The organism is Acidovorax sp. 210-6 (genome assembly GCF_010020825.1).
Lineage (GTDB): Bacteria > Pseudomonadota > Gammaproteobacteria > Burkholderiales > Burkholderiaceae_C > Simplicispira > Simplicispira sedimenti.
The window spans coordinates 883512-900604 of the sequence record NZ_JAACJE010000001.1 but is presented as its reverse complement, the minus strand read 5'-3'; the positions used below and the strand labels follow the sequence as shown (position 1 = coordinate 900604).

Annotated in this window: 17 protein-coding genes; 9 read left to right on the top strand and 8 right to left on the bottom strand. The window is 68.1% G+C overall.

Going from position 1 to position 17093, the window contains the following annotated elements:
- Positions 1-9 precede the first annotated feature (9 nt).
- On the bottom strand, positions 10-1746 hold the full coding sequence (locus tag GWK50_RS04165; protein ID WP_162015434.1) for an AMP-binding protein: 1737 nt from the start codon (positions 1744-1746) through the stop codon (positions 10-12).
- A 225-nt stretch (positions 1747-1971) separates the two neighbouring features.
- On the opposite strand from GWK50_RS04165, the gene GWK50_RS04160 reads away from it, so the two are divergent.
- Both GWK50_RS04160 and GWK50_RS04155 read left to right on the top strand, forming a co-directional pair.
- On the top strand, positions 1972-2496 hold the full coding sequence (locus tag GWK50_RS04160) for a hypothetical protein (protein ID WP_197904971.1): 525 nt from the start codon (positions 1972-1974) through the stop codon (positions 2494-2496).
- A 20-nt stretch (positions 2497-2516) separates the two neighbouring features.
- The gene (locus GWK50_RS04155) at positions 2517-3215 is read left to right on the top strand and encodes a DUF4124 domain-containing protein (protein ID WP_162015433.1); all 699 of its coding nucleotides are present in this window, start codon (positions 2517-2519) and stop codon (positions 3213-3215) included.
- On the opposite strand, the gene GWK50_RS04150 is transcribed toward GWK50_RS04155, so the two are convergent.
- Positions 3216-4151, bottom strand: a complete 936-nt coding sequence (locus GWK50_RS04150) for an NAD-dependent epimerase/dehydratase family protein (RefSeq protein ID WP_162015432.1) — start codon at positions 4149-4151, stop codon at positions 3216-3218.
- A 117-nt stretch (positions 4152-4268) separates the two neighbouring features.
- Here GWK50_RS04150 and GWK50_RS04145 point away from each other — a divergent pair, with 117 nt between their 5' ends.
- Positions 4269-5333 (top strand): CDP-6-deoxy-delta-3,4-glucoseen reductase, encoded by a 1065-nt coding sequence (locus GWK50_RS04145; protein WP_162015431.1) that lies wholly within the window; start codon positions 4269-4271, stop codon positions 5331-5333.
- Between the two features lie 128 nt (positions 5334-5461).
- Here the strand turns inward: GWK50_RS04145 and folK are convergent, their stop codons facing one another.
- The 4 genes from folK to hda all read right to left on the bottom strand — a co-directional run bounded on the left by folK (position 5462) and on the right by hda (position 9162).
- Entirely contained in the window at positions 5462-6016 is a 555-nt protein-coding gene (gene folK / locus GWK50_RS04140; RefSeq protein WP_162015430.1) for a 2-amino-4-hydroxy-6-hydroxymethyldihydropteridine diphosphokinase, read from the bottom strand.
- Positions 6013-7605, bottom strand: coding sequence for a polynucleotide adenylyltransferase PcnB (gene pcnB, locus GWK50_RS04135; protein WP_162015429.1), 1593 nt, complete (start codon positions 7603-7605; stop codon positions 6013-6015). The genes folK and pcnB overlap by 4 nt, the downstream gene beginning before the upstream one ends.
- Positions 7602-8300, bottom strand: a complete 699-nt coding sequence (locus GWK50_RS04130; RefSeq protein WP_162015428.1) for an HAD family hydrolase — start codon at positions 8298-8300, stop codon at positions 7602-7604. The genes pcnB and GWK50_RS04130 overlap by 4 nt, the downstream gene beginning before the upstream one ends.
- Before the next feature lie 163 nt (positions 8301-8463).
- On the bottom strand, positions 8464-9162 hold the full coding sequence (gene hda, locus GWK50_RS04125) for a DnaA regulatory inactivator Hda (protein ID WP_162015427.1): 699 nt from the start codon (positions 9160-9162) through the stop codon (positions 8464-8466).
- 203 nt (positions 9163-9365) lie between these two features.
- Between hda and GWK50_RS04120 the strand changes: the two genes are divergently transcribed.
- The 4 genes from GWK50_RS04120 to GWK50_RS04105 all read left to right on the top strand — a co-directional run bounded on the left by GWK50_RS04120 (position 9366) and on the right by GWK50_RS04105 (position 13320).
- On the top strand, positions 9366-10607 hold the full coding sequence (locus tag GWK50_RS04120; RefSeq protein ID WP_162015426.1) for an MFS transporter: 1242 nt from the start codon (positions 9366-9368) through the stop codon (positions 10605-10607).
- Between the two features lie 54 nt (positions 10608-10661).
- Positions 10662-11705 (top strand): phosphoribosylformylglycinamidine cyclo-ligase, encoded by a 1044-nt coding sequence (purM, locus tag GWK50_RS04115; RefSeq protein WP_162015425.1) that lies wholly within the window; start codon positions 10662-10664, stop codon positions 11703-11705.
- Between the two features lie 16 nt (positions 11706-11721).
- Entirely contained in the window at positions 11722-12792 is a 1071-nt protein-coding gene (locus tag GWK50_RS04110) for an AI-2E family transporter (RefSeq protein WP_162015424.1), read from the top strand.
- A 129-nt stretch (positions 12793-12921) separates the two neighbouring features.
- Positions 12922-13320 (top strand): universal stress protein, encoded by a 399-nt coding sequence (locus GWK50_RS04105; protein ID WP_162015423.1) that lies wholly within the window; start codon positions 12922-12924, stop codon positions 13318-13320.
- 59 nt (positions 13321-13379) lie between these two features.
- On the opposite strand, the gene GWK50_RS04100 is transcribed toward GWK50_RS04105, so the two are convergent.
- Entirely contained in the window at positions 13380-14228 is an 849-nt protein-coding gene (locus GWK50_RS04100; protein ID WP_162015422.1) for a tetratricopeptide repeat protein, read from the bottom strand.
- Positions 14229-14244: 16 nt separating this feature from the next.
- Complete coding sequence (murJ, locus tag GWK50_RS04095) at positions 14245-15810, bottom strand: murein biosynthesis integral membrane protein MurJ (protein WP_162015421.1); 1566 nt, start codon at positions 15808-15810, stop codon at positions 14245-14247.
- A 130-nt stretch (positions 15811-15940) separates the two neighbouring features.
- Between murJ and rpsT the strand changes: the two genes are divergently transcribed.
- Together rpsT and ubiG are read left to right on the top strand one after the other, a co-directional pair.
- Positions 15941-16243: a 30S ribosomal protein S20 gene (gene rpsT, locus GWK50_RS04090; protein ID WP_162015420.1), complete on the top strand. Its 303-nt coding sequence runs from the start codon at positions 15941-15943 to the stop codon at positions 16241-16243.
- Between the two features lie 133 nt (positions 16244-16376).
- Positions 16377-17090 carry a bifunctional 2-polyprenyl-6-hydroxyphenol methylase/3-demethylubiquinol 3-O-methyltransferase UbiG gene (ubiG, locus tag GWK50_RS04085; protein ID WP_162015419.1) on the top strand — a complete coding sequence of 238 codons (714 nt, stop codon included), beginning with the start codon at positions 16377-16379 and terminating at the stop codon, positions 17088-17090.
- The last annotated feature ends 3 nt before the right edge of the window (positions 17091-17093 follow it).

The following is a 17093-nucleotide window of genomic DNA, read 5'->3' as shown; positions in this document are numbered from 1 at the left end:
CGCCGACGGTCAGGCGGTCTTGGCTTCCTGCAGGCCCAGCTCGGCGATCATCTTCTCGCGCATGACGAACTTCTGCACCTTGCCGGTGATGGTCATGGGCATGTCGTCCACGAAGCGGATATAGCGCGGCACCTTGTAGTGGGCGATCTGGTCGCGGCAGAAGTCGCGCACCTCGTCCTCGGTGCAGGTCTGGCCGGGCTTGGGCACGATCCAGGCGCAGATTTCCTCGCCGTACTTGGCGTCGGGCACGCCGAACACCTGCACCGACTGCACCTTGGGGTGGCGGAACAGGAATTCCTCGATCTCGCGCGGATAGACGTTCTCGCCGCCCCGGATCAGCATGTCCTTGGCGCGGCCGACGATGTTGCAGTAGCCCTCGGCGTCGATGGTGGCCAGGTCGCCGGTGTGCATCCAGCCGTCCCGCACGGCCTCGCGCGTGCGTTCGGCGTCGCCCCAATAGCCTTGCATCACCGAGTAGCCGCGCACCAGCAGCTCGCCCTTCTCGCCCACGGGCAGCACCCGGCCGTCGGCATCGACCACCTTGGCCTCCAGCATGGGCTGGATGCGGCCCACGGTGGAGACACGGCGCTCCAGGGGGTCGGTGGTGGAACTCTGGAAGGACACCGGCGAAGTTTCCGTCATGCCGTAGGCGATGGTGATCTCGGAGAGGTGCATCTCGGCGATCACGCGCTTCATGGTCTCGATGGGGCACGGCGAGCCGGCCATGATGCCGGTGCGCAGGCGCGAGAGGTCGAATTCGGCGAAGCGCGGGTGGTCCAGCTCGGCGATGAACATGGTGGGCACGCCGTGCAGCGCGGTGCAGCGCTCCTCGCTCACGGCCTGCAGCGTGGCCACGGGGTCGAACGACTCGCCCGGGAACACCATGGCGGCGCCCGTGGAGACGCAGGCCAGCACGGCCAGCACCATGCCGAAGCAGTGGTACAGCGGCACGGGGATGCACAGGCTGTCGTTCTCGGTGAAGTTCATGGCCTGGGCGATGAAGCGCGCGTTGTTCACCACGTTGTGGTGCGTCAGCGTGGCGCCCTTGGGGTTGCCCGTGGTGCCGCTGGTGAACTGGATGTTGATGGCGTCGTGGCACGACAGGCCCAACCCCAAGTTGTCCAGCGCGTCGAGCGCAGTGCGGTCCGCGCGGGCGCGGCCGCTGGCCAGCACGTCGTCGTAGTTGAGCATGCCGGGTGTGCGGTCGGTGCCCAAGCGGATCACCATCTCCAGCGCGGGCATGCGCGCGGCCTTGAGCGCACCGGGCGCGCAGGTGGCCAGCTCGGGCGCCAGGCGCTGCAGCATCTCCAGGTACTTCGAGGTCTTGAGCTGCTCGGCCGTGACGAGGGCGCGGCAGCCCGAGAGGTTGAGGGCGTATTCCAGCTCGGCAATGCGGTAGGCCGGGTTGATGTTGACCAGCACCAGCCCGGCGCGCGCCGTGGCGAACTGCGTCACCAGCCACTCGACACGGTTGGGCGACCAGATGCCCACACGGTCGCCCACGCGCAGGCCCAGCGCGACGAAGCCCGCTGCCAGCGCGTCCACCTCGGCCTGGAACTGCGCCCAGGTCCAGCGCACGCCCTGCTCGCGGAAGACCACGGCGGGCCGGTCGGCGAAGCGCTGCACGGTTTCGAGCAGGAAGCGGTGGATGGGCGCCTCCGACAGCGTGGCGTCCGTCCGGCCCTTGACCTGCGAGAGGCCGTTGAGCGGGGCGATGTTCCAGTCCGGGGCAAGGGCAACGGTCATGGCAAGGTTTCCTCAGGAATGCGACGTGCCATTGTGCAAAGCGCCCGCCCACCAAAATGGACAAAATGGTTGCAAAACCAACCATGGGCCGCACCCTTGCGCGGGCAGGCGATAGGGCGCACCATACGCCTTGGACGACGCTGGCCCCACCCCCTCAGGTCAACCGCAGGGATGGCTGGCGCGTCATTGTTTGGCAGGCCCTCCGCTTGCCTGAAAGCACACCCCATGAAACACATTCCCCCCTATGCACGCTGGCTGGCCCTGGGCTCGCTGGCGCTGCTGGCTTCGGGCTGCGTCAGCACCGGCGAGCCCTATTACAGCGACGGTCCAGGCTACCCGACCCGTCCCTACCCGTACCCGTCAGACCCGGTCATCATCCACAGCCCCGGCGTGCAGCCCGTGTACCCGGCCTACCCCGCCCCCGACTGGCGCCAATCCGAACGTGAACGCGAGCGCTGGGAGCGCGAGCGCCGCGATCGTGAACGCTGGGAACGCGAACAGCGCGACCGCGACCGCTGGGCCCGCGACCGTGAACGCGAACAGCGCGAACGCGAGCGCGAAGCCCGCGAACGCGAACGGCACGACCGCGAAGCACGGGATCGCGACCGTGAACGCCGTGAGCGCGAAGCCCGAGAACGCGACCGGCGCGACCGCGAGCGCCCCGTGCGGCCCAACCCAGGGCGCTGCGACTACGACCGCTACAACCCCAAGACCGGCCAGTGCCTGCCCAGTTCCGAGAGCATGCCCTGACAGCGCATCCACGCACCACCATGCTCCGCGCCCACGTCATCCTGCCCTGGGTGCTGTGCACTGGCCTGCTGGCGGCCAGCGCACAGGCCCAGGTGGTGCGTTGCCAGGACCCGCGCACCGGCCAGGTCACCTACACCGACGGCGAATGCTCCGGCGGCGATAAAGCCCGCGAAGTGCAGGCGCGCAAAAGCGCCGAAGAACTGGCCCAGGAACGCGCCCAGGCCGCCGAGGCCCTGGAGCGCAAACAGCAGCGCCTGGAGCTGGAAAAAACCCGCCAGGAGGCCGAAACCGCCCGCCTGCAAGCCCAGCGCCAGCGCGAACTGCTGGAACGCCCCCCGGCACCGCGCCCCAACTATGCCCAGTCCCCCCAATGCCAGGCTTCGCGCCGCCAATGGCAGACGCTGAACGAAGCCCAGACCCGCGAACCCATGGTGCTGCAACCCGGCCTGGAAGCCGCCCAGCGCCAGATGGACCTGGACTGCCTGGGCCCCGAGGGCTACGCAGAGATGGAAAGAGCCCGTGCCCAGCGCCCGCAGGTTGTGGTCGTGCCCACGGCACGCCCCCGGCCCACCCTGCCGCCGCCCCGGCCCCGGCTCACGCACTGCTCCGAATTCCAGTGCTTTGACGACCAGGGCAAGGGCTACCCCCGGGCAGGCCCAGGGCGCCTGCCCGGGCCGGACGGCACCTGCCGTTCTGCGGGCGGCCGTGCACCGTGCTGATCAGGAGCGCAGCCCCTGCACCACCGTGGGGTAGAGCAGGCGCACGCGCAGCTCGCGGTGCAGGCGGGTGTTGTCCATGCGGCGCGATTCGCTCATGAAGCTCAGCAGCATGGGGGCAATGTCGGTCTGGGCCTGGGCGCGGGTGATGCGCGGCGGGCGGGGCAGGCCATACAGGTCAGCGGCCAGGTCAAAGTAGTCGCCCATGCGCAAGTCGCTGTCATCACTGGCGTGGTACACGCGCTGGGGGGCGCCGCGCCACAGCGCCGCCACGCAGGCGCGGGCCAGGTCGTCGGCGTGGATGTGGTTGGTGTACACGTCGTCGGCAGGCACCAGCACGGGCGTGCCGCGGCGCAGGCGCGCTTCGGGCGTGCCGCCCTCGCGGTTGGGGGCGTAGATGCCGGGCACGCGCAGAATGCTGGCGCGCAGGCCGCTGCGGCCCGCAAAACGCACCAGGCGCTCGGCATCCACCCGGCGGCGGGCACGGGCGGTGGCCGGGGCCAGGGCGCGGGTCTCCGTCACCCAGGCGCCGCCGCAGTCGCCATACACCCCGCTGGTGGACGCATACACCAGCGCCGCAGGCGGGCAGCGCAAGCGCAGCGCCCGCACCAGGGCCTGGGTGCGCGGGTCCCGCTCGCCCTGGCCGGGCGGGGGCGCCAGGTGCAGCACATGCGTGGCCAGACCGGACAGTCGGCGCAGGCTGGCGACATGGTCCAGGTTGCCCAGCAGCGGCGTGATGCCCTGGGCACGCAGGGCGGGCGCGCGCTCGGGGCTGGAGGTGAGCGCCAGAACACGCACCGGCGAGCGCCCCGTGGCGCTGGCGCGCAAGGCCTGCGCCACACGCAGGCCCACGTCGCCACAGCCGACGATGAGCACACGCGCACGGCGAAAGCGCGCAGGCAGCGCGCCCAGGTTGCAGGCGGGGGAGGCAGAACTCATGCAAGGGCTCTCAAAGGTGCGCCGCGCCAGCCATCGGCCCGGCGCGCAAAAGGGGTAAACACTGCGGGCACAATCCAGGGCATTGCCGTGTTCGACCCCCGCGAGGATAACCAAAACATGACCACCGCAGCGCCCACCCCCGCCCTGCCCCACACCGTCACCGTGCAGCCCAGCGGCCGCAGCTTTGAAGCCCAGCCGGGCGAAACCATCCTGGCCGCCGCCATCCGCGCCGGCGTGGGCCTGCCCTACGGCTGCAAGGACGGCGCCTGTGGCTCGTGCAAGTGCAAGATGCTGGAGGGCACCGTGGTGCACGGCACGCACCAGGACAAGGCCCTGAGCACCGACGAAGAAGCCGCAGGCTGGGTGCTGACCTGCTGCGGCGTGGCGCAGACGCCGGTGGTGCTCGAATCGCGCCAGGTCACCGACGAAAGCGCCTTCCCCATCAAAAAGCTGCCCGTGCGCGTGAGCACGCTGCAGCGCCGCTCTGCCGATGTGATGCAACTGCAACTGCAGCTGCCCGCGGCCGATACCTTCCGCTACCACGCGGGGCAGTACGTGGAATTTGTGCTGCGTGACGGCGCGCGCAGGGCCTACTCGATGGCCAACGCACCGCACACACAGGCACAGGCCCCTGGCATCGAGCTGCACATCCGCCACATGCCCGGCGGACGCTTTACCGACCATGTGTTCGGCGCCATGAAGGAGAAGGAAATCCTGCGCATCGAAGGCCCGTTTGGCGGCTTTTACCTGCGCGAAGACTCCGACAAGCCCATCGTGCTGCTGGCCTCGGGCACAGGCTTTGCGCCCATCAAGGCCATCATCGAGCACCTGCGCCACAAGGGCATCAGCCGGCCCACCCACTTCTACTGGGGCGGCCGCCGCCCGGCCGACCTGTACCTGGACGACTGGGTGCGCGAGCAGGCCGCCCACATGCCCCAACTGCACTACGTGCCCGTGGTGTCCGACGCCCAGCCCGAAGACGCCTGGAACGGCCGCACCGGCTTTGTGCACCAGGCCGTGCTGGACGACTTTGCCGACCTCTCGGGCCACCAGGTGTATGCCTGCGGCGCCCCCATCGTGGTCGATTCCGCCCGCAGCGCCTACACCACCCAGCGCGGCCTGCCGAGCGAGGAGTTCTACGCCGATGCGTTTACCTCGGAGGCGGACAAGCATCCGCAGTGACAGGTAACGACTGAACTGCTGCTTTTGGGGCGTGTTGTCCAACGTGGGTACATGGAAAACACCCAAATTTCGCTATTATTTTTATAGCTATTAGCGCTTACTGGGCGGGCGCTGCAGCCAATTTTTTATCATATTTCCGCAGACACTCCACATCCTTCTGCCCACCCTGCCCCCTGGCACCGCTCCATCACCTGCCCCTGCACCGCCTGCAGCGCCTGCGCGGACACGTGCTGGGGCGCCAGTTCGGCCAGGGGCTGCAGGACGAAGGCGCGCTCGAACATGCGGGGGTGGGGCACGGTGAGGTCGGGGGTGGCAATGTTCTGGGTGCCGTACAGCAGCAGGTCCAGGTCCAGCGTGCGCGGGGCGTTGCGGTAGGGGCGTTCGCGCCCGGCAGCGTGCTCCAGGGCTTGCAGGGCGGCCAGCAGGTCGTGGGGGCTGAGAGTGGTGGCGATTTCGGCCACGGCGTTGAGGTAGTCGGGGCCGTGGGCATCGACCGGCGCGCTGCGGTACAGCGACGAGGTGCGCAGCAGGCGGATGCCCTTGGTGTGCGCCAGGGCCTGCACGGCCTGGCGCAGGGCAGCAGCGGGCTCGCCCAGGTTGGCGCCCAGGCCGACCCAGGCGTGCACTGCGGGGGCTGGTGTGCCCGCCCGCGATGCGGGGGGCGGGTTTGCGGGCGTGCTCACGCGTCGGCAGCGGGGGCGCTGCCGCCTGCGGCGCCGCCGGGTTTGCGGCGACGGCGGCGGCGTTTTTTGGGGGCGCTGCCTTCAGGCGGCGATGCGGTGTCGGCGTCGGGGGCGTGGTTGTCGGCGCCTTCGTCCAGCGCCAGGCCGCGCGGGTCGGCGGCCTTGGTGCGTGGTGGCACGCGGTGCACGGTGCCCTGGGCTTGGCGGCTGCGGGCCTTTTGCTCTTCGCGCGCCTGCTCCATGAGGTCGTAGCGCTCGTCTTCGTCGGCGGTGCTGAACTTTTGCCACCAGTCGGCCAGGGCCTCGTCCACTTCGCCCACGTCGGCGCGCAGGCGCATGAAGTCAAAACCCGCGCGGAAGCGCAGTTGCGCCACCATGCTTTCGGGGATGCGGCCCACGCGCTTTTCAAAGCGGGGCTGCATGACCCAGATTTCGCGCATGTCGGCGGCCAGCTTGCCGCGGCCCGAGACGTCGCCGATGCGCTGGTTGAAGACTTCGTCGATGGCGTCCTGCAGCGCGGGGAAGGCGTGTTCGCGCGCGTCCAGGCGGCGCTGCCAGCCTTCGCGCACGTCTTGCCAGAGCACGCAGGCGAGCAAGAAGCTGGGCGCCACGCGCTTGCCTTCGGCCAGGCGGCGGTCGGTGTCTTGCAGGGCGGCGTGCACCAGGGGGGTGTCGGCGCGTTCAACGACCAGATCCAGCAACGGGTAGATGCCGCGCTGCAGGCCCAGCTTGCGCAGTTGCTCCACGGAGGCCAGCGCGTGGCCGGTCTGCAGGAGCTTGAGCATTTCGTCGAACATGCGGCTTTGCGGCACCTCTTGCAGCAGGTGCTGCGACTGGGCCAGGGGCGCGGCGGTCTTGGGGTCCAGGGCAAAACCCAGGCCGCTGAGCTTGGCAGCAAAACGCACGGCGCGGATGATGCGCACGGGGTCTTCGCGGTAGCGCTGGGCGGGGTCGCCAATCATGCGCAACTGCTTTTTCTTGGCGTCCTCGATGCCCTTGTGGTAGTCCACCACGGTCTGGGTTTCGGGGTCGTAGTACATGGCGTTGACGGTGAAGTCGCGCCGCGTGGCGTCTTCGTCCTGCGGGCCCCAGACGTTGTCGCGCAGCACGCGGCCCGATGCGTCCACGGCGTGCTGCATGCCGGCCAGTTGCGCCTTGCTGGTCTTTTCGTTGCCGCCCACTTGTTCGGCGGCCACGTTGTCGAGGTAGGCGCGGAAGGTGGAGACCTCGATCACCTCGTGCTCGCGCCCACGCCCATGCACCACGTGCACGATGCGAAAGCGCTTGCCGATGATGAAGGCGCGGCGGAACAGTTGCTTGACCTGCTCGGGCGTGGCGTTGGTGGCCACGTCGAAGTCCTTGGGGCGCAGGCCCAGCAGCAGGTCGCGCACGGCGCCGCCGACGATATAGGCCTCGTAGCCCGCCTGCTTGAGGGTGTGCACCACCTCCACGGCGCGGCGGTCCACCAGCGTGGGGTCGATGCCGTGCTGGGCTGCAGGCACCTCTACGCGCTTGCCGAAATGCGGCTTGCCGCCTTTGCCACCCTTGGCGGCCTTGCCCAGCAGTTTGTCGATGAAGGTTTTGATCATGGGTGTGCAGAAAACAGGTCGAGGATGCGCCAGCCGCGCTCTTGCGCCAGGGCGCGCAGGCGGGCATCGGGGTTGGTGGCCACGGGGTGGTCCACACGCTCCAGCAGGGGGACGTCGTTCATGGAGTCGCTGTAAAAGGTGCTTTCCACGTCGGCCCAGCGCAGGCCGTGCGCAGACAGCCATTCTTCCATGCGCTGCACCTTGCCTTCGCGCATGGTGGGCGTGCCCTGAATGGCGCCGGTGTACCAGCCGCTGGCGTCGCGCGCCAGTTGCATGGCCAGCAGCTCCTGCACGCCCAGCGCCTGGGCGATGGGGCGGGTGACGAATTCGTTGGTGGCGGAGACGATGAGCACCCTGTCCCCCGCCTGCTGGTGCTGACGCACGAGTTGCAGGGCCTCGGGCCGGATGGCGGGCGCAATCACCTCGCGCATGAAGCGTTCGTGCGCGGCATGCGCCTGCTCGGGGCCGCGCTGGCGCACGGCTTCGGTGGCAAAGCGCACGTAGTCGTGCACATCCAGCGTACCGGCCTGGTAGTGGGCGTAAAACTCGGCATTGCGGCGGGCAAAGTCCACCGGGTCGGTCCAGCCGATGCGGATGGTGAACTCGCCCCACTCGTAGTCGGAGTCGAGCGGCAGCAGCGTGTGGTCCAGGTCGAACAGGGTCAGCCGGGGGCGATGGTTCGGGGTTTCAGTCATTCATTCTTGGTGTGGTTAGGCCGTGAGCGGCAGCAATCGGCACGGCCCAAGCCAGTGCTCCCGCGCAAGGGCCGCCCCGCCGCGCCGGGAGCGTCCCCCTTCCCGCGTCGCACAGCGACGCGAGAGAAGGGGGAAGGCGCGCAGCGCCACAGGGGGTTGTGCCTCATCCAGCTTCCAGCATGGCCTTGAGCAGCGGAATGGTGATGGCACGCTGCGCGCGCAGGGCGTAGGCGTCGAGCCGGTCCAGCAGCTGCATGAGGCTGCCCAGGTCGCGCGAGAAGCGGCTGAGCATGTAGTCCATCACCTCGTCGGCCAGGAAGATGCCGCGCGCGTCGGCCTCCTGGCGCAGCACGGCACGGCGGGCGGTTTCGTCGAGCACCTGGAGCTGGAACACATGGCCCCAGCCCAGGCGGGTGCGCAGGTCGTCGCGCAGCGGCAGGTCTGCCGGGGGTACGCTGCCTGCGGCCAACACCCAGCGCGGCGCGCCGCTGCCCGGGCTGGTGGCGTTGACAAACCAGTTGAACGCCAGGGCCTGCTGCGCGGTGGAGTACAGGTGCACGTCGTCCAGCAGCACGGCGGCCCAGCGTTCATCGAATTCGGGGCGTGCGTGCACGCTGGGGTCCAGCCAGCCCACGCTGGCGCCTTGCTCGCGCAACGCGCTGGCCACGGCCTTGAGCAGGTGCGACTTGCCGCTGCCTGGCAGGCCCCACAGATAGGTGGGCACGGGCGCGCGCGTGGCCTGCTGGCTGCCCTGCCCCACCCACAGGCGCAGGTGCTGCAGCGCGGCCTCGTTGGCCCCGGCAAAGTAGTTGCCCAGCGAGGGGCCGGTGGCCAGACCGATGTCCAGGGCCAGTTGCTTCATGCGCGGCGCCCCCGAGGCATGGGCACGGCCAGGGCCAGAAAAGCCAGGATGAAATGCGGGAGGTGGATCGGCGGCATCGCTGTGGAATGGGGTGGGGCCTGCAGCCACAGGCAACTGCGGCCATAACCCGGGCATGCGGCGCGGGCAGATACCGTCGCACGCATGGACGACAATGGCGCGATTTTAGACGTCTTCAGGCGGCCATGCCCTCTCCCACCCCCGCACACACCAAGCTCCCGGCTGCCATTTGGGTATTGGGATTCGTCAGTCTGCTGATGGATGTCTCCTCCGAACTGATCCACAGCCTGCTGCCGGTGTTCATGGTCAGCGTGCTGGGCGCAAGCATGTTGACCGTGGGTCTTATCGAGGGCGCCGCCGAGGCCACGGCCTTGATCGTGAAGGTGTTTGCAGGCGCATTGAGCGACTGGTGGGGCAAACGCAAGCCCCTGGCACTGATGGGCTACAGCCTGGGCGCGCTGACCAAACCGATGTTCGCGCTGGCCACCGGCATGGGCATGGTGGTGGCAGCACGCATGATCGACCGGGTCGGCAAGGGCATACGCGGCACCCCCAGGGACGCGCTGGTGGCCGACATTGCCCCCCCGGAGGCCCGCGGCGCGGCCTTTGGGCTGCGCCAGTCCCTGGACACGGTGGGCGCTTTTCTGGGGCCGCTGCTGGCCATGCTGCTGATGCTGCTGTGGGCCAACGACATCCGCGCCGTCTTCTGGGCCGCCGTGGTGCCCGCAGCGCTATGCGTGGCGCTGCTCGCCTGGGGGGTGCAGGAACCCGAGCGCGCGCCCCAGGAGCGGCGGACCAACCCCATCCGCCGTGACAACCTGCGGCGCCTGCCAACTGCGTTCTGGAGTGTGGTCGCCCTGGGTGCGGTGTTCACGCTGGCGCGCTTCAGCGAGGCTTTTCTGGTGCTGCGCCTGCAGCAGGACGGCTTGCCGCTGGCGTTCACGCCGCTGGTGTTGATTGCCATGAACCTGGTGTATGCGCTGGGCGCCTATCCGCTGGGCAAACTGTCCGACGGCATGGACCACGGCAAGCTGTTGGCCTGGGGGCTGGTGCCGCTGGTGGCCGCCGATGCGCTGCTGGCCTGGAGCGGCCAGGGCCCCGCAGCCTGGCTGGGTGTGGCCCTGTGGGGCCTGCACATGGCGGCCACGCAGGGGCTGCTGGCCGCCATGGTGGCCCACACCGCCCCGGCCGACCTGCGCGGCACGGCCTACGGCATGTTCAACCTGGTCTGCGGCGTCGCCATGCTGGCGGCCAGCGCGCTGGCGGGCCTGTTGTGGGACCAGCTGGGTGCGCGCGCGACCTTCTCTGCGGGCATGGTTCTGGCGCTGCTGGCGCTGGGCGGTGTGCTGGTCCTGATGGCGCGCGGCGCACTGGCACCACCCCGGCACCATGCCCCTGGCACCCACCCGGGCGGTGGAGCCCCTTAAAATCTCCTGCTTGCGGCCCACGCCTGGGCCGCCTTCCCGCACCCATAGCACCCCATGAGCACCTCTGCGACCCCCTCCCCCCTGTCCTACAAAGACGCTGGCGTTGACATCGACGCGGGCGACGCGCTGGTCGAGCGCATCAAGCCCCTGGCCAAAAAGACCATGCGCGAGGGCGTGCTGGCCGGCATTGGCGGCTTTGGCGCGCTGTTTGAGGTGCCCAAGCGCTACCAGGAGCCGGTGCTGGTGAGCGGTACCGACGGCGTGGGCACCAAGCTCAAGCTGGCATTCGAGTGGAACATGCACGACACGGTGGGCATCGACCTGGTAGCCATGAGCGTGAACGATGTGCTGGTGCAGGGCGCCGAGCCGCTGTTCTTCCTGGACTACTTTGCCTGCGGCAAGCTCGATGTGGACACCGCCGCCGCCGTGGTGGGTGGCATCGCCAAGGGCTGCGAGCTGTCGGGCTGCGCACTGATCGGTGGCGAAACAGCCGAGATGCCCGGCATGTACCCTGCCGGCGAATACGACCTGGCGGGCTTTTGCGTGGGTGCGGTCGAAAAGAGCAAGATCCTGACCGGAAAGGACGTGAGCCCTGGCGATGTGGTGCTGGGCCTGGCCTCGCATGGTGTGCACTCCAACGGCTTCTCGCTGGTTCGCAAGTGCATCGAGCGCGCCGCTGGCAACCTGCCCGCCACGCTGGATGGCATGCCCTTCAAGGATGCGGTGATGCGCCCCACCCGCCTGTACGTGAAGAATGTGCTGGCCGCGCTGGCCCAACATCCCATCAAGGCCCTGGCCCACATCACCGGTGGCGGCCTGCTGGAGAACATCCCGCGCGTGCTGCCCGAGGGCACGGCTGCCCATCTGAAGAAGGGCAGCTGGCCGCAAACCGAATTGTTCGCCTGGCTGCAGAAGACGGCAGGTATCGATGACATCGAAATGAACCGCACCTTCAACAACGGCATTGGCATGGTGGTGGTGGTCGATGCCGCCCAGGCCGACGCCACCGCAGCCACGCTGCGCGCCTTGGGCGAGTCGGTGTACGCCATTGGCACGATTGCGCCGCGCGGCGACGGTGCCGCCGTGGTGGTGGCCTGAGCCTGCTGCGCAGCCCATGGCGCAGACCCCGCCTGCCCCCGGTTCTGAACCCACGCCTGCGCTGAGCGCGCCAGCACCACGCAGTGTGGTGCTGGCCAGCTACCTGCTGGTGGCTGCCGCACTGCTGCTGGTGCTGTGGCGCGGCCTCCTGCCCGGCCTGCTGTGTGTGTGCCTGGGCTTTTTGCTGACCCGCGCCTGGGTGGGCTGGCTCACCCGGCTGCGGCCCGGCGCCTTGCCGCCGCTGCCCCCCCGTGGGGCCGAAGTCGCGGCGGCGGCCCTGGTGATGTTGCTGCCCCTGGGGCTGCTGGGGCTGGGGCTGACGCATTCGCGCACCTACCTGATCGAAGCGCCCCAGCAGTACCGCGAGCTGCTGGAGTACATGGCGCAAACGGTGCGTGAATTGCGCCTCAAGCTCCCGGCCGACTTTCCGCTGCAATTGCCCGAGGGCGCCGCCGAAGTGCAGCGCGTGATCGCCAACTACCTGGGCGCCAAGGCCGGCGCACTGGCCACCACGGGCCGCGCCTGGCTGGCGGGGCTGCTGTTCGCCTATGTAGGCCTGATCATCGGCGCACTGGCCGCCGTGCGCCAGCGCAGCACCCAACAAGGCCCGCTGGCGCGTGAACTGGCACAGCGCATCACGCTGTTTGGCGAAGCGTTCCGGCAGATCGTGGCGGCGCAGTTCTGGATTGCGGCGTTCAACACCTTGCTCACCGCACTGTTCCTGCTGTTCATCCTGCCGTACTGGGGCATTCGCCTGCCCTACACGCCGCTGCTCATCAGCTTCACCTTTGTGGCGGGGCTGGTGCCCATCGTGGGCAACCTGGTGTGCAACGTGGTCATCACCATCGTGGGGCTGTCGGTGTCGCCGCTGGCGGCTGCGGCATGCCTGGGCTTTCTGATCCTCATCCACAAGGCCGAATACGTCATCAACGCCAAGGTGGTGGGCAGACGCACGCACATGGGCGTGTGGGAGCTGCTGTCGGTGATGTTTGTGGCCGAGGCCGTGTTCGGCCCTGCCGGGCTGGTGGCGGCGCCGCTGTGCTATGCCTACCTGAAAAAAGAGTTGGCATCTTTGCGACTGATCTGACCGACCTGCTTGCGCTACCATGCAAGGCGCATCCCGACAGGGCATGCCATCCAGACCGTCTCTCGACCACAAGCCGCGGGACGGACGCACATGTCATCACACACAGGTATAAATCAGGAGAGACCGTTCATGACCATTCTCGTCGCCTACGTACCCCGCCCCGAAGGCCGGGCCGCATTGGACAAAGGCATTGAAATCGCCAAGCGCCGCCAGGAGCGGCTGCTGGTTGTCAACGCAGGCCCCGGGGGCTCGCAGGAGGACACATCGCTGGCGCCAGGCTACGAGGTGGAACAGATCGAGGCCATGCTCGAAGCCCAGGGCGTGCAGGCCGAGTTCAAGCAGTTTGTGCGCGGCCGCGATGCCGTGGAAGAGATCAATGAACTGGTCGATACCATGGACATTTCGGTGCTCGTGATCGGTCTGCGCAAGCGCACCGCCGTGGGCAAGCTGATTTTGGGCAGCGTGGCACAGGAGCTGCTCATGACCGTGTCCTGCCCGGTGCTCTGCGTCAAGGCACCCAGCGCCTGATTGCTATCATTTTAATAGCACACAGCGCTTGCCAGATGGGCGCTGCGTGCTGTTTTTGCTCAATTTTCTCGCAGTTGGCGGATCTGTTCCGCCACCTGGATGGCGTCTGCAGCGTCGCCCGCATGGGCCAGGTAGGCCTCCAGATCCTGCAAGGCCAGGGCATGCTGGCCACTAGCGGCGTGGGCCAGCCCCCGATCCCGCAACTCCTGCCAGTCGGTGGGCAGCAGAATGACCATGCGGTCGAGCACGGCGATCAGGCGCTGCCAGTCCTCGTTGGAACGGTGCAGTTCTTTCAGGTTGCGCAGCATGCGCGCAATGATGTCGCGCGGTGCTGCGGGCTGAAGGAACAGCCCCAGCGGCAGGTCGTCGGCCTGTAAAGGCTCGGGCACACCGTGCTGGAAAGGCACCAGGCGCTCCACCAGGTCTTCGCGCGAGAGCGACTGGCCGGTGAACGGGTCAATGAGCACCTGCCCACGCGACACCTGCGCCTTGACCATGAAATGCCCCGGAAACGCCACCCCGTGGGCCTTCAGCCCAATGCCGTGGGCCAGCTCCATCCACAACACCCCCAGGCTGATGGGAATACCCCGGCGTGTGCGCAACACGTCATTGAGGTAGCTGTTTTCGGGGTCGTAGTAGTTGTTGACGTTGCCGCCAAAACCCAGGTCAGCAAAGAAGAACTGGTTGAGCATGCGCAGGCGCTGCAGGGCCGGGGCATCTTGCGCCAGGCGCCGCTGCAGGCGCGCCACGAGATGGTCCACCTCGCTTTGCACCTGCTGGATGTCGAGCTGGGGGTATTCGTCTTGGGCAATGCTGGCGGCCGCCTCCAGCAGCGGAAAGCCGTCGTCGCTGTGCACCAGCGACGCGAAATACTCCAGCGGCGTGGGAACGGCCAATTTCATCGACATGCCCTTGCCCCCCGCTTCAGCGCCGCAACAGGCTGCGCAGGCGCAACCCACCCACCCACAGCACGGCAAAGTACAACAGCGCCGCCGCCACCACCAGCAAGGCCAGCAGTCCAGCACGCTGCAGGCTGTGGGCACGCATGGCCAGCCAGGCAAAGTGGTCTGAGGCCCACAGCAGCAGCACCGCCATCAGGCAACTGGCCGCCAGCACCTGCAGCGCATACAGCAGCCACCCCGGCGCGGGCACATACGCCCCCCGCCGCAGCAGGCCCACCAGCAACCACAGCGCATTGACCAGCGCCCCCAGCCCGATGGACAGCGCCAGGCCCGCATACGCCATCCGGGGCACCAGCACCACGTTGAGCAACTGCGTGACCACCAGCACCACCACAGCAATCTTCACCGGGGTGCGGATGTCCTGGCTGGCGTAGTAGCCCGGCGCCAGCACCTTGATGGCGACCAGGCCCAGCAGACCCGCACCATAGCCCGCCAGGGCCACGGCGATCTGCCCCACATCGCCATCGGTCAGCTTGCCGTGGTGGAACAGCGTGGCCACGAGTGGCTGCGCAAAGGTCAGCAGCGCCACGGCACAAGGCACGGCCAGCAACACCACCATGCGCAGGCCCCAGTCGAGCATGGCCGAATAGCGCGCGCTGTCGTCCGCCGCCTTGGCCGATGCCAGCTGCGGTGTCAGCACCACGCCCAGTGCCACCCCCAGCAGTGCGGTGGGAAATTCCATCAGACGGTCGGCATAAAACAGCCAGGTCACGCTGCCGGGCGCCAGGTACGAAGCGATCTGGGTGTTGATCATCAGCGAGAGCTGCGCCACCCCCACCCCCAGCAGCGCGGGCGCCATGAGCGTCAGGATGCGGCGCACCTGCTCCGTCTGCCACGCCGTGCGCACCGCGCCCCAGGTCACGCCAATGCGCGGCAGCAGGCCCAGGCGGTGCAGCACGGGCACCTGCGCCGCCAGTTGCAGCACACCGCCCAGCATCACGCCGCCAGCCATGGCGTAGATGGGCTCCACCCCGCGCGCGGCCAGCAGCGGCGCGCCCCACCAGGCGGCCACGATCATGCACAGATTCAGCAGCACGGGGGTGGCGGCAGGCACGGCAAAGCGCTTCCAGGTGTTGAGCACCCCGGCCGACAGTGCCACCATGGACATGAAGCCGATGTAGGGGAACATCCAGCGCGTCATGAGCACGGCGGCGTCGTAGCCCTCGGGGTTTTGCCGCAGGCCGCTGGCCAGCAGCCACACGAGCACCGGCGCACCCAGCACGCCCAACACGCAGGCCAACACCAAGGCCCAGGCCAAGGCCGTTGCCACGCTGCGAATGAGCACGCGCGTGGCTTCTTCGCCCTCCTGGGTCTTGGTGGCGGCGAGCACGGGCACGAAGGCCTGGCTGAAGGCGCCTTCGGCAAACAAACGCCGAAACAAATTGGGAATGCGAAAGGCGACGTTGAAGGCGTCGGTCAGCGCATTGGCGCCAAAGACCGAGGCCATGAGCAGGTCGCGCACCAGCCCCGTCACACGGGAAGCCAGCGTCAGCAAGGAGACGGTGGAAGCGGCTTTGAACAATGTCACGGCGCACAGTGTATGCGCTGCGCCCGCAGTGCGCGGCACCCGGCCCGGCGCCACCTGCACCCACCTTGGCTCGGTGGGCTATAATGCTCGGCTTTGCTGGCAACATCCACAGACACAAGGAACATATACCATGGCATCCACCAAGCCCAAGAAAAAGAACCCGCGCCTGGCGTCGGGCCGCAAACGCGCGCGCCAAGACGTCAAGCTCAACGCAGCCAACTCCTCGCTGCGTTCCAAGTACCGCACCGCCGTCAAGAACGTTGAAAAAGCCATTCTGGCAGGCGACAAGACCAAAGCCACCGAACTGTTCGCCAAGATGCAGTCCGTGGTGGACAACGTTGCCGACAAGGGCATTTTCCACAAGAACAAGGCGGCCCGCGACAAGAGCCGCCTGTCCGCAAAGGTCAAGGCCCTGGCCCTGGCCGCTGCCTGAGTCTTTTCACTCACAGCACACACAGCCCGGGCAGCCCTGCTGCCCGCCGTTTGAAACGGGTGCGCTGCCAGCAAAAACAACGAAGCGCCCTCCGGGGCGCTTTTTTGTTGCCGCGCTGTTGGACAATACGAGCATGAACCACACCACCCTCAACGTCGATCCGGCCGAACTGGCCAAGTTCTCCGATCTGGCGCACCGCTGGTGGGACCCGGAAAGCGAGTTCCGCCCCCTGCATGAAATCAACCCCCTGCGGCTGGACTGGATCAACGGCCTGGCACCACTGCACGGCAAACGTGTGCTCGACGTGGGCTGCGGCGGGGGCATCCTGTCCGACGCGATGGCCCGCCGAGGTGCGGAGGTGCTGGGCATAGACCTGGCCACCAAGTCACTGCGCGTGGCCCAGTTGCACGCCCTGGAAGCACAGACCCCGCGCGTCACCTACCGCGAAGTGAGCGTGGAAGCCCTGGCCGCAGAGCAACCAGGCAGCTTTGATACCGTGACCTGCATGGAAATGCTGGAACACGTGCCCGACCCCGGCTCGGTGGTGCGCGCCTGCGCCCAACTCGTCAAGCCGGGCGGCTGGGTGTTCTTCTCCACCATCAACCGCAACGCCAAGGCTTTCATGCTGGCGATTGTGGGCGCGGAATACGTCCTCAACATGCTGCCCAGGGGCACGCACGAATACGCCCGCCTCATCCGCCCCAGCGAACTGGCCACCCATTGCCGCGATGCGGGGCTGGACCTGCAGCAGACCAAGGGCTTGCAGTACAACCCGATCACGCGGCGCTACTGGCTCAGCAGCGACACCAGCGTGAACTACCTGCTGGCCACCCGCCGCAGCGCCTGAGCA

Excerpts from the sequence above, each read along its gene's own strand:
- purM (WP_162015425.1), top strand. The coding sequence starts at position 10,662 with ATGAGCACCTCTGCGACCCCCTCCCCCCTGTCCTACAAAGACGCTGGC.
- ubiG (WP_162015419.1), top strand. The coding sequence starts at position 16,377 with ATGAACCACACCACCCTCAACGTCGATCCGGCCGAACTGGCCAAGTTC.
- rpsT (WP_162015420.1), top strand. The coding sequence starts at position 15,941 with ATGGCATCCACCAAGCCCAAGAAAAAGAACCCGCGCCTGGCGTCGGGC.
- pcnB (WP_162015429.1), bottom strand. The coding sequence starts at position 7,605 with ATGATCAAAACCTTCATCGACAAACTGCTGGGCAAGGCCGCCAAGGGT.
- GWK50_RS04130 (WP_162015428.1), bottom strand. The coding sequence starts at position 8,300 with ATGACTGAAACCCCGAACCATCGCCCCCGGCTGACCCTGTTCGACCTG.
- hda (WP_162015427.1), bottom strand. The coding sequence starts at position 9,162 with ATGAAGCAACTGGCCCTGGACATCGGTCTGGCCACCGGCCCCTCGCTG.
- GWK50_RS04150 (WP_162015432.1), bottom strand. The coding sequence starts at position 4,151 with ATGAGTTCTGCCTCCCCCGCCTGCAACCTGGGCGCGCTGCCTGCGCGC.
- GWK50_RS04100 (WP_162015422.1), bottom strand. The coding sequence starts at position 14,228 with ATGTCGATGAAATTGGCCGTTCCCACGCCGCTGGAGTATTTCGCGTCG.
- GWK50_RS04105 (WP_162015423.1), top strand. The coding sequence starts at position 12,922 with ATGACCATTCTCGTCGCCTACGTACCCCGCCCCGAAGGCCGGGCCGCA.
- GWK50_RS04110 (WP_162015424.1), top strand. The coding sequence starts at position 11,722 with ATGGCGCAGACCCCGCCTGCCCCCGGTTCTGAACCCACGCCTGCGCTG.
- GWK50_RS04160 (WP_197904971.1), top strand. The coding sequence starts at position 1,972 with ATGAAACACATTCCCCCCTATGCACGCTGGCTGGCCCTGGGCTCGCTG.
- GWK50_RS04165 (WP_162015434.1), bottom strand. The coding sequence starts at position 1,746 with ATGACCGTTGCCCTTGCCCCGGACTGGAACATCGCCCCGCTCAACGGC.
- GWK50_RS04120 (WP_162015426.1), top strand. The coding sequence starts at position 9,366 with ATGCCCTCTCCCACCCCCGCACACACCAAGCTCCCGGCTGCCATTTGG.
- GWK50_RS04155 (WP_162015433.1), top strand. The coding sequence starts at position 2,517 with ATGCTCCGCGCCCACGTCATCCTGCCCTGGGTGCTGTGCACTGGCCTG.
- GWK50_RS04145 (WP_162015431.1), top strand. The coding sequence starts at position 4,269 with ATGACCACCGCAGCGCCCACCCCCGCCCTGCCCCACACCGTCACCGTG.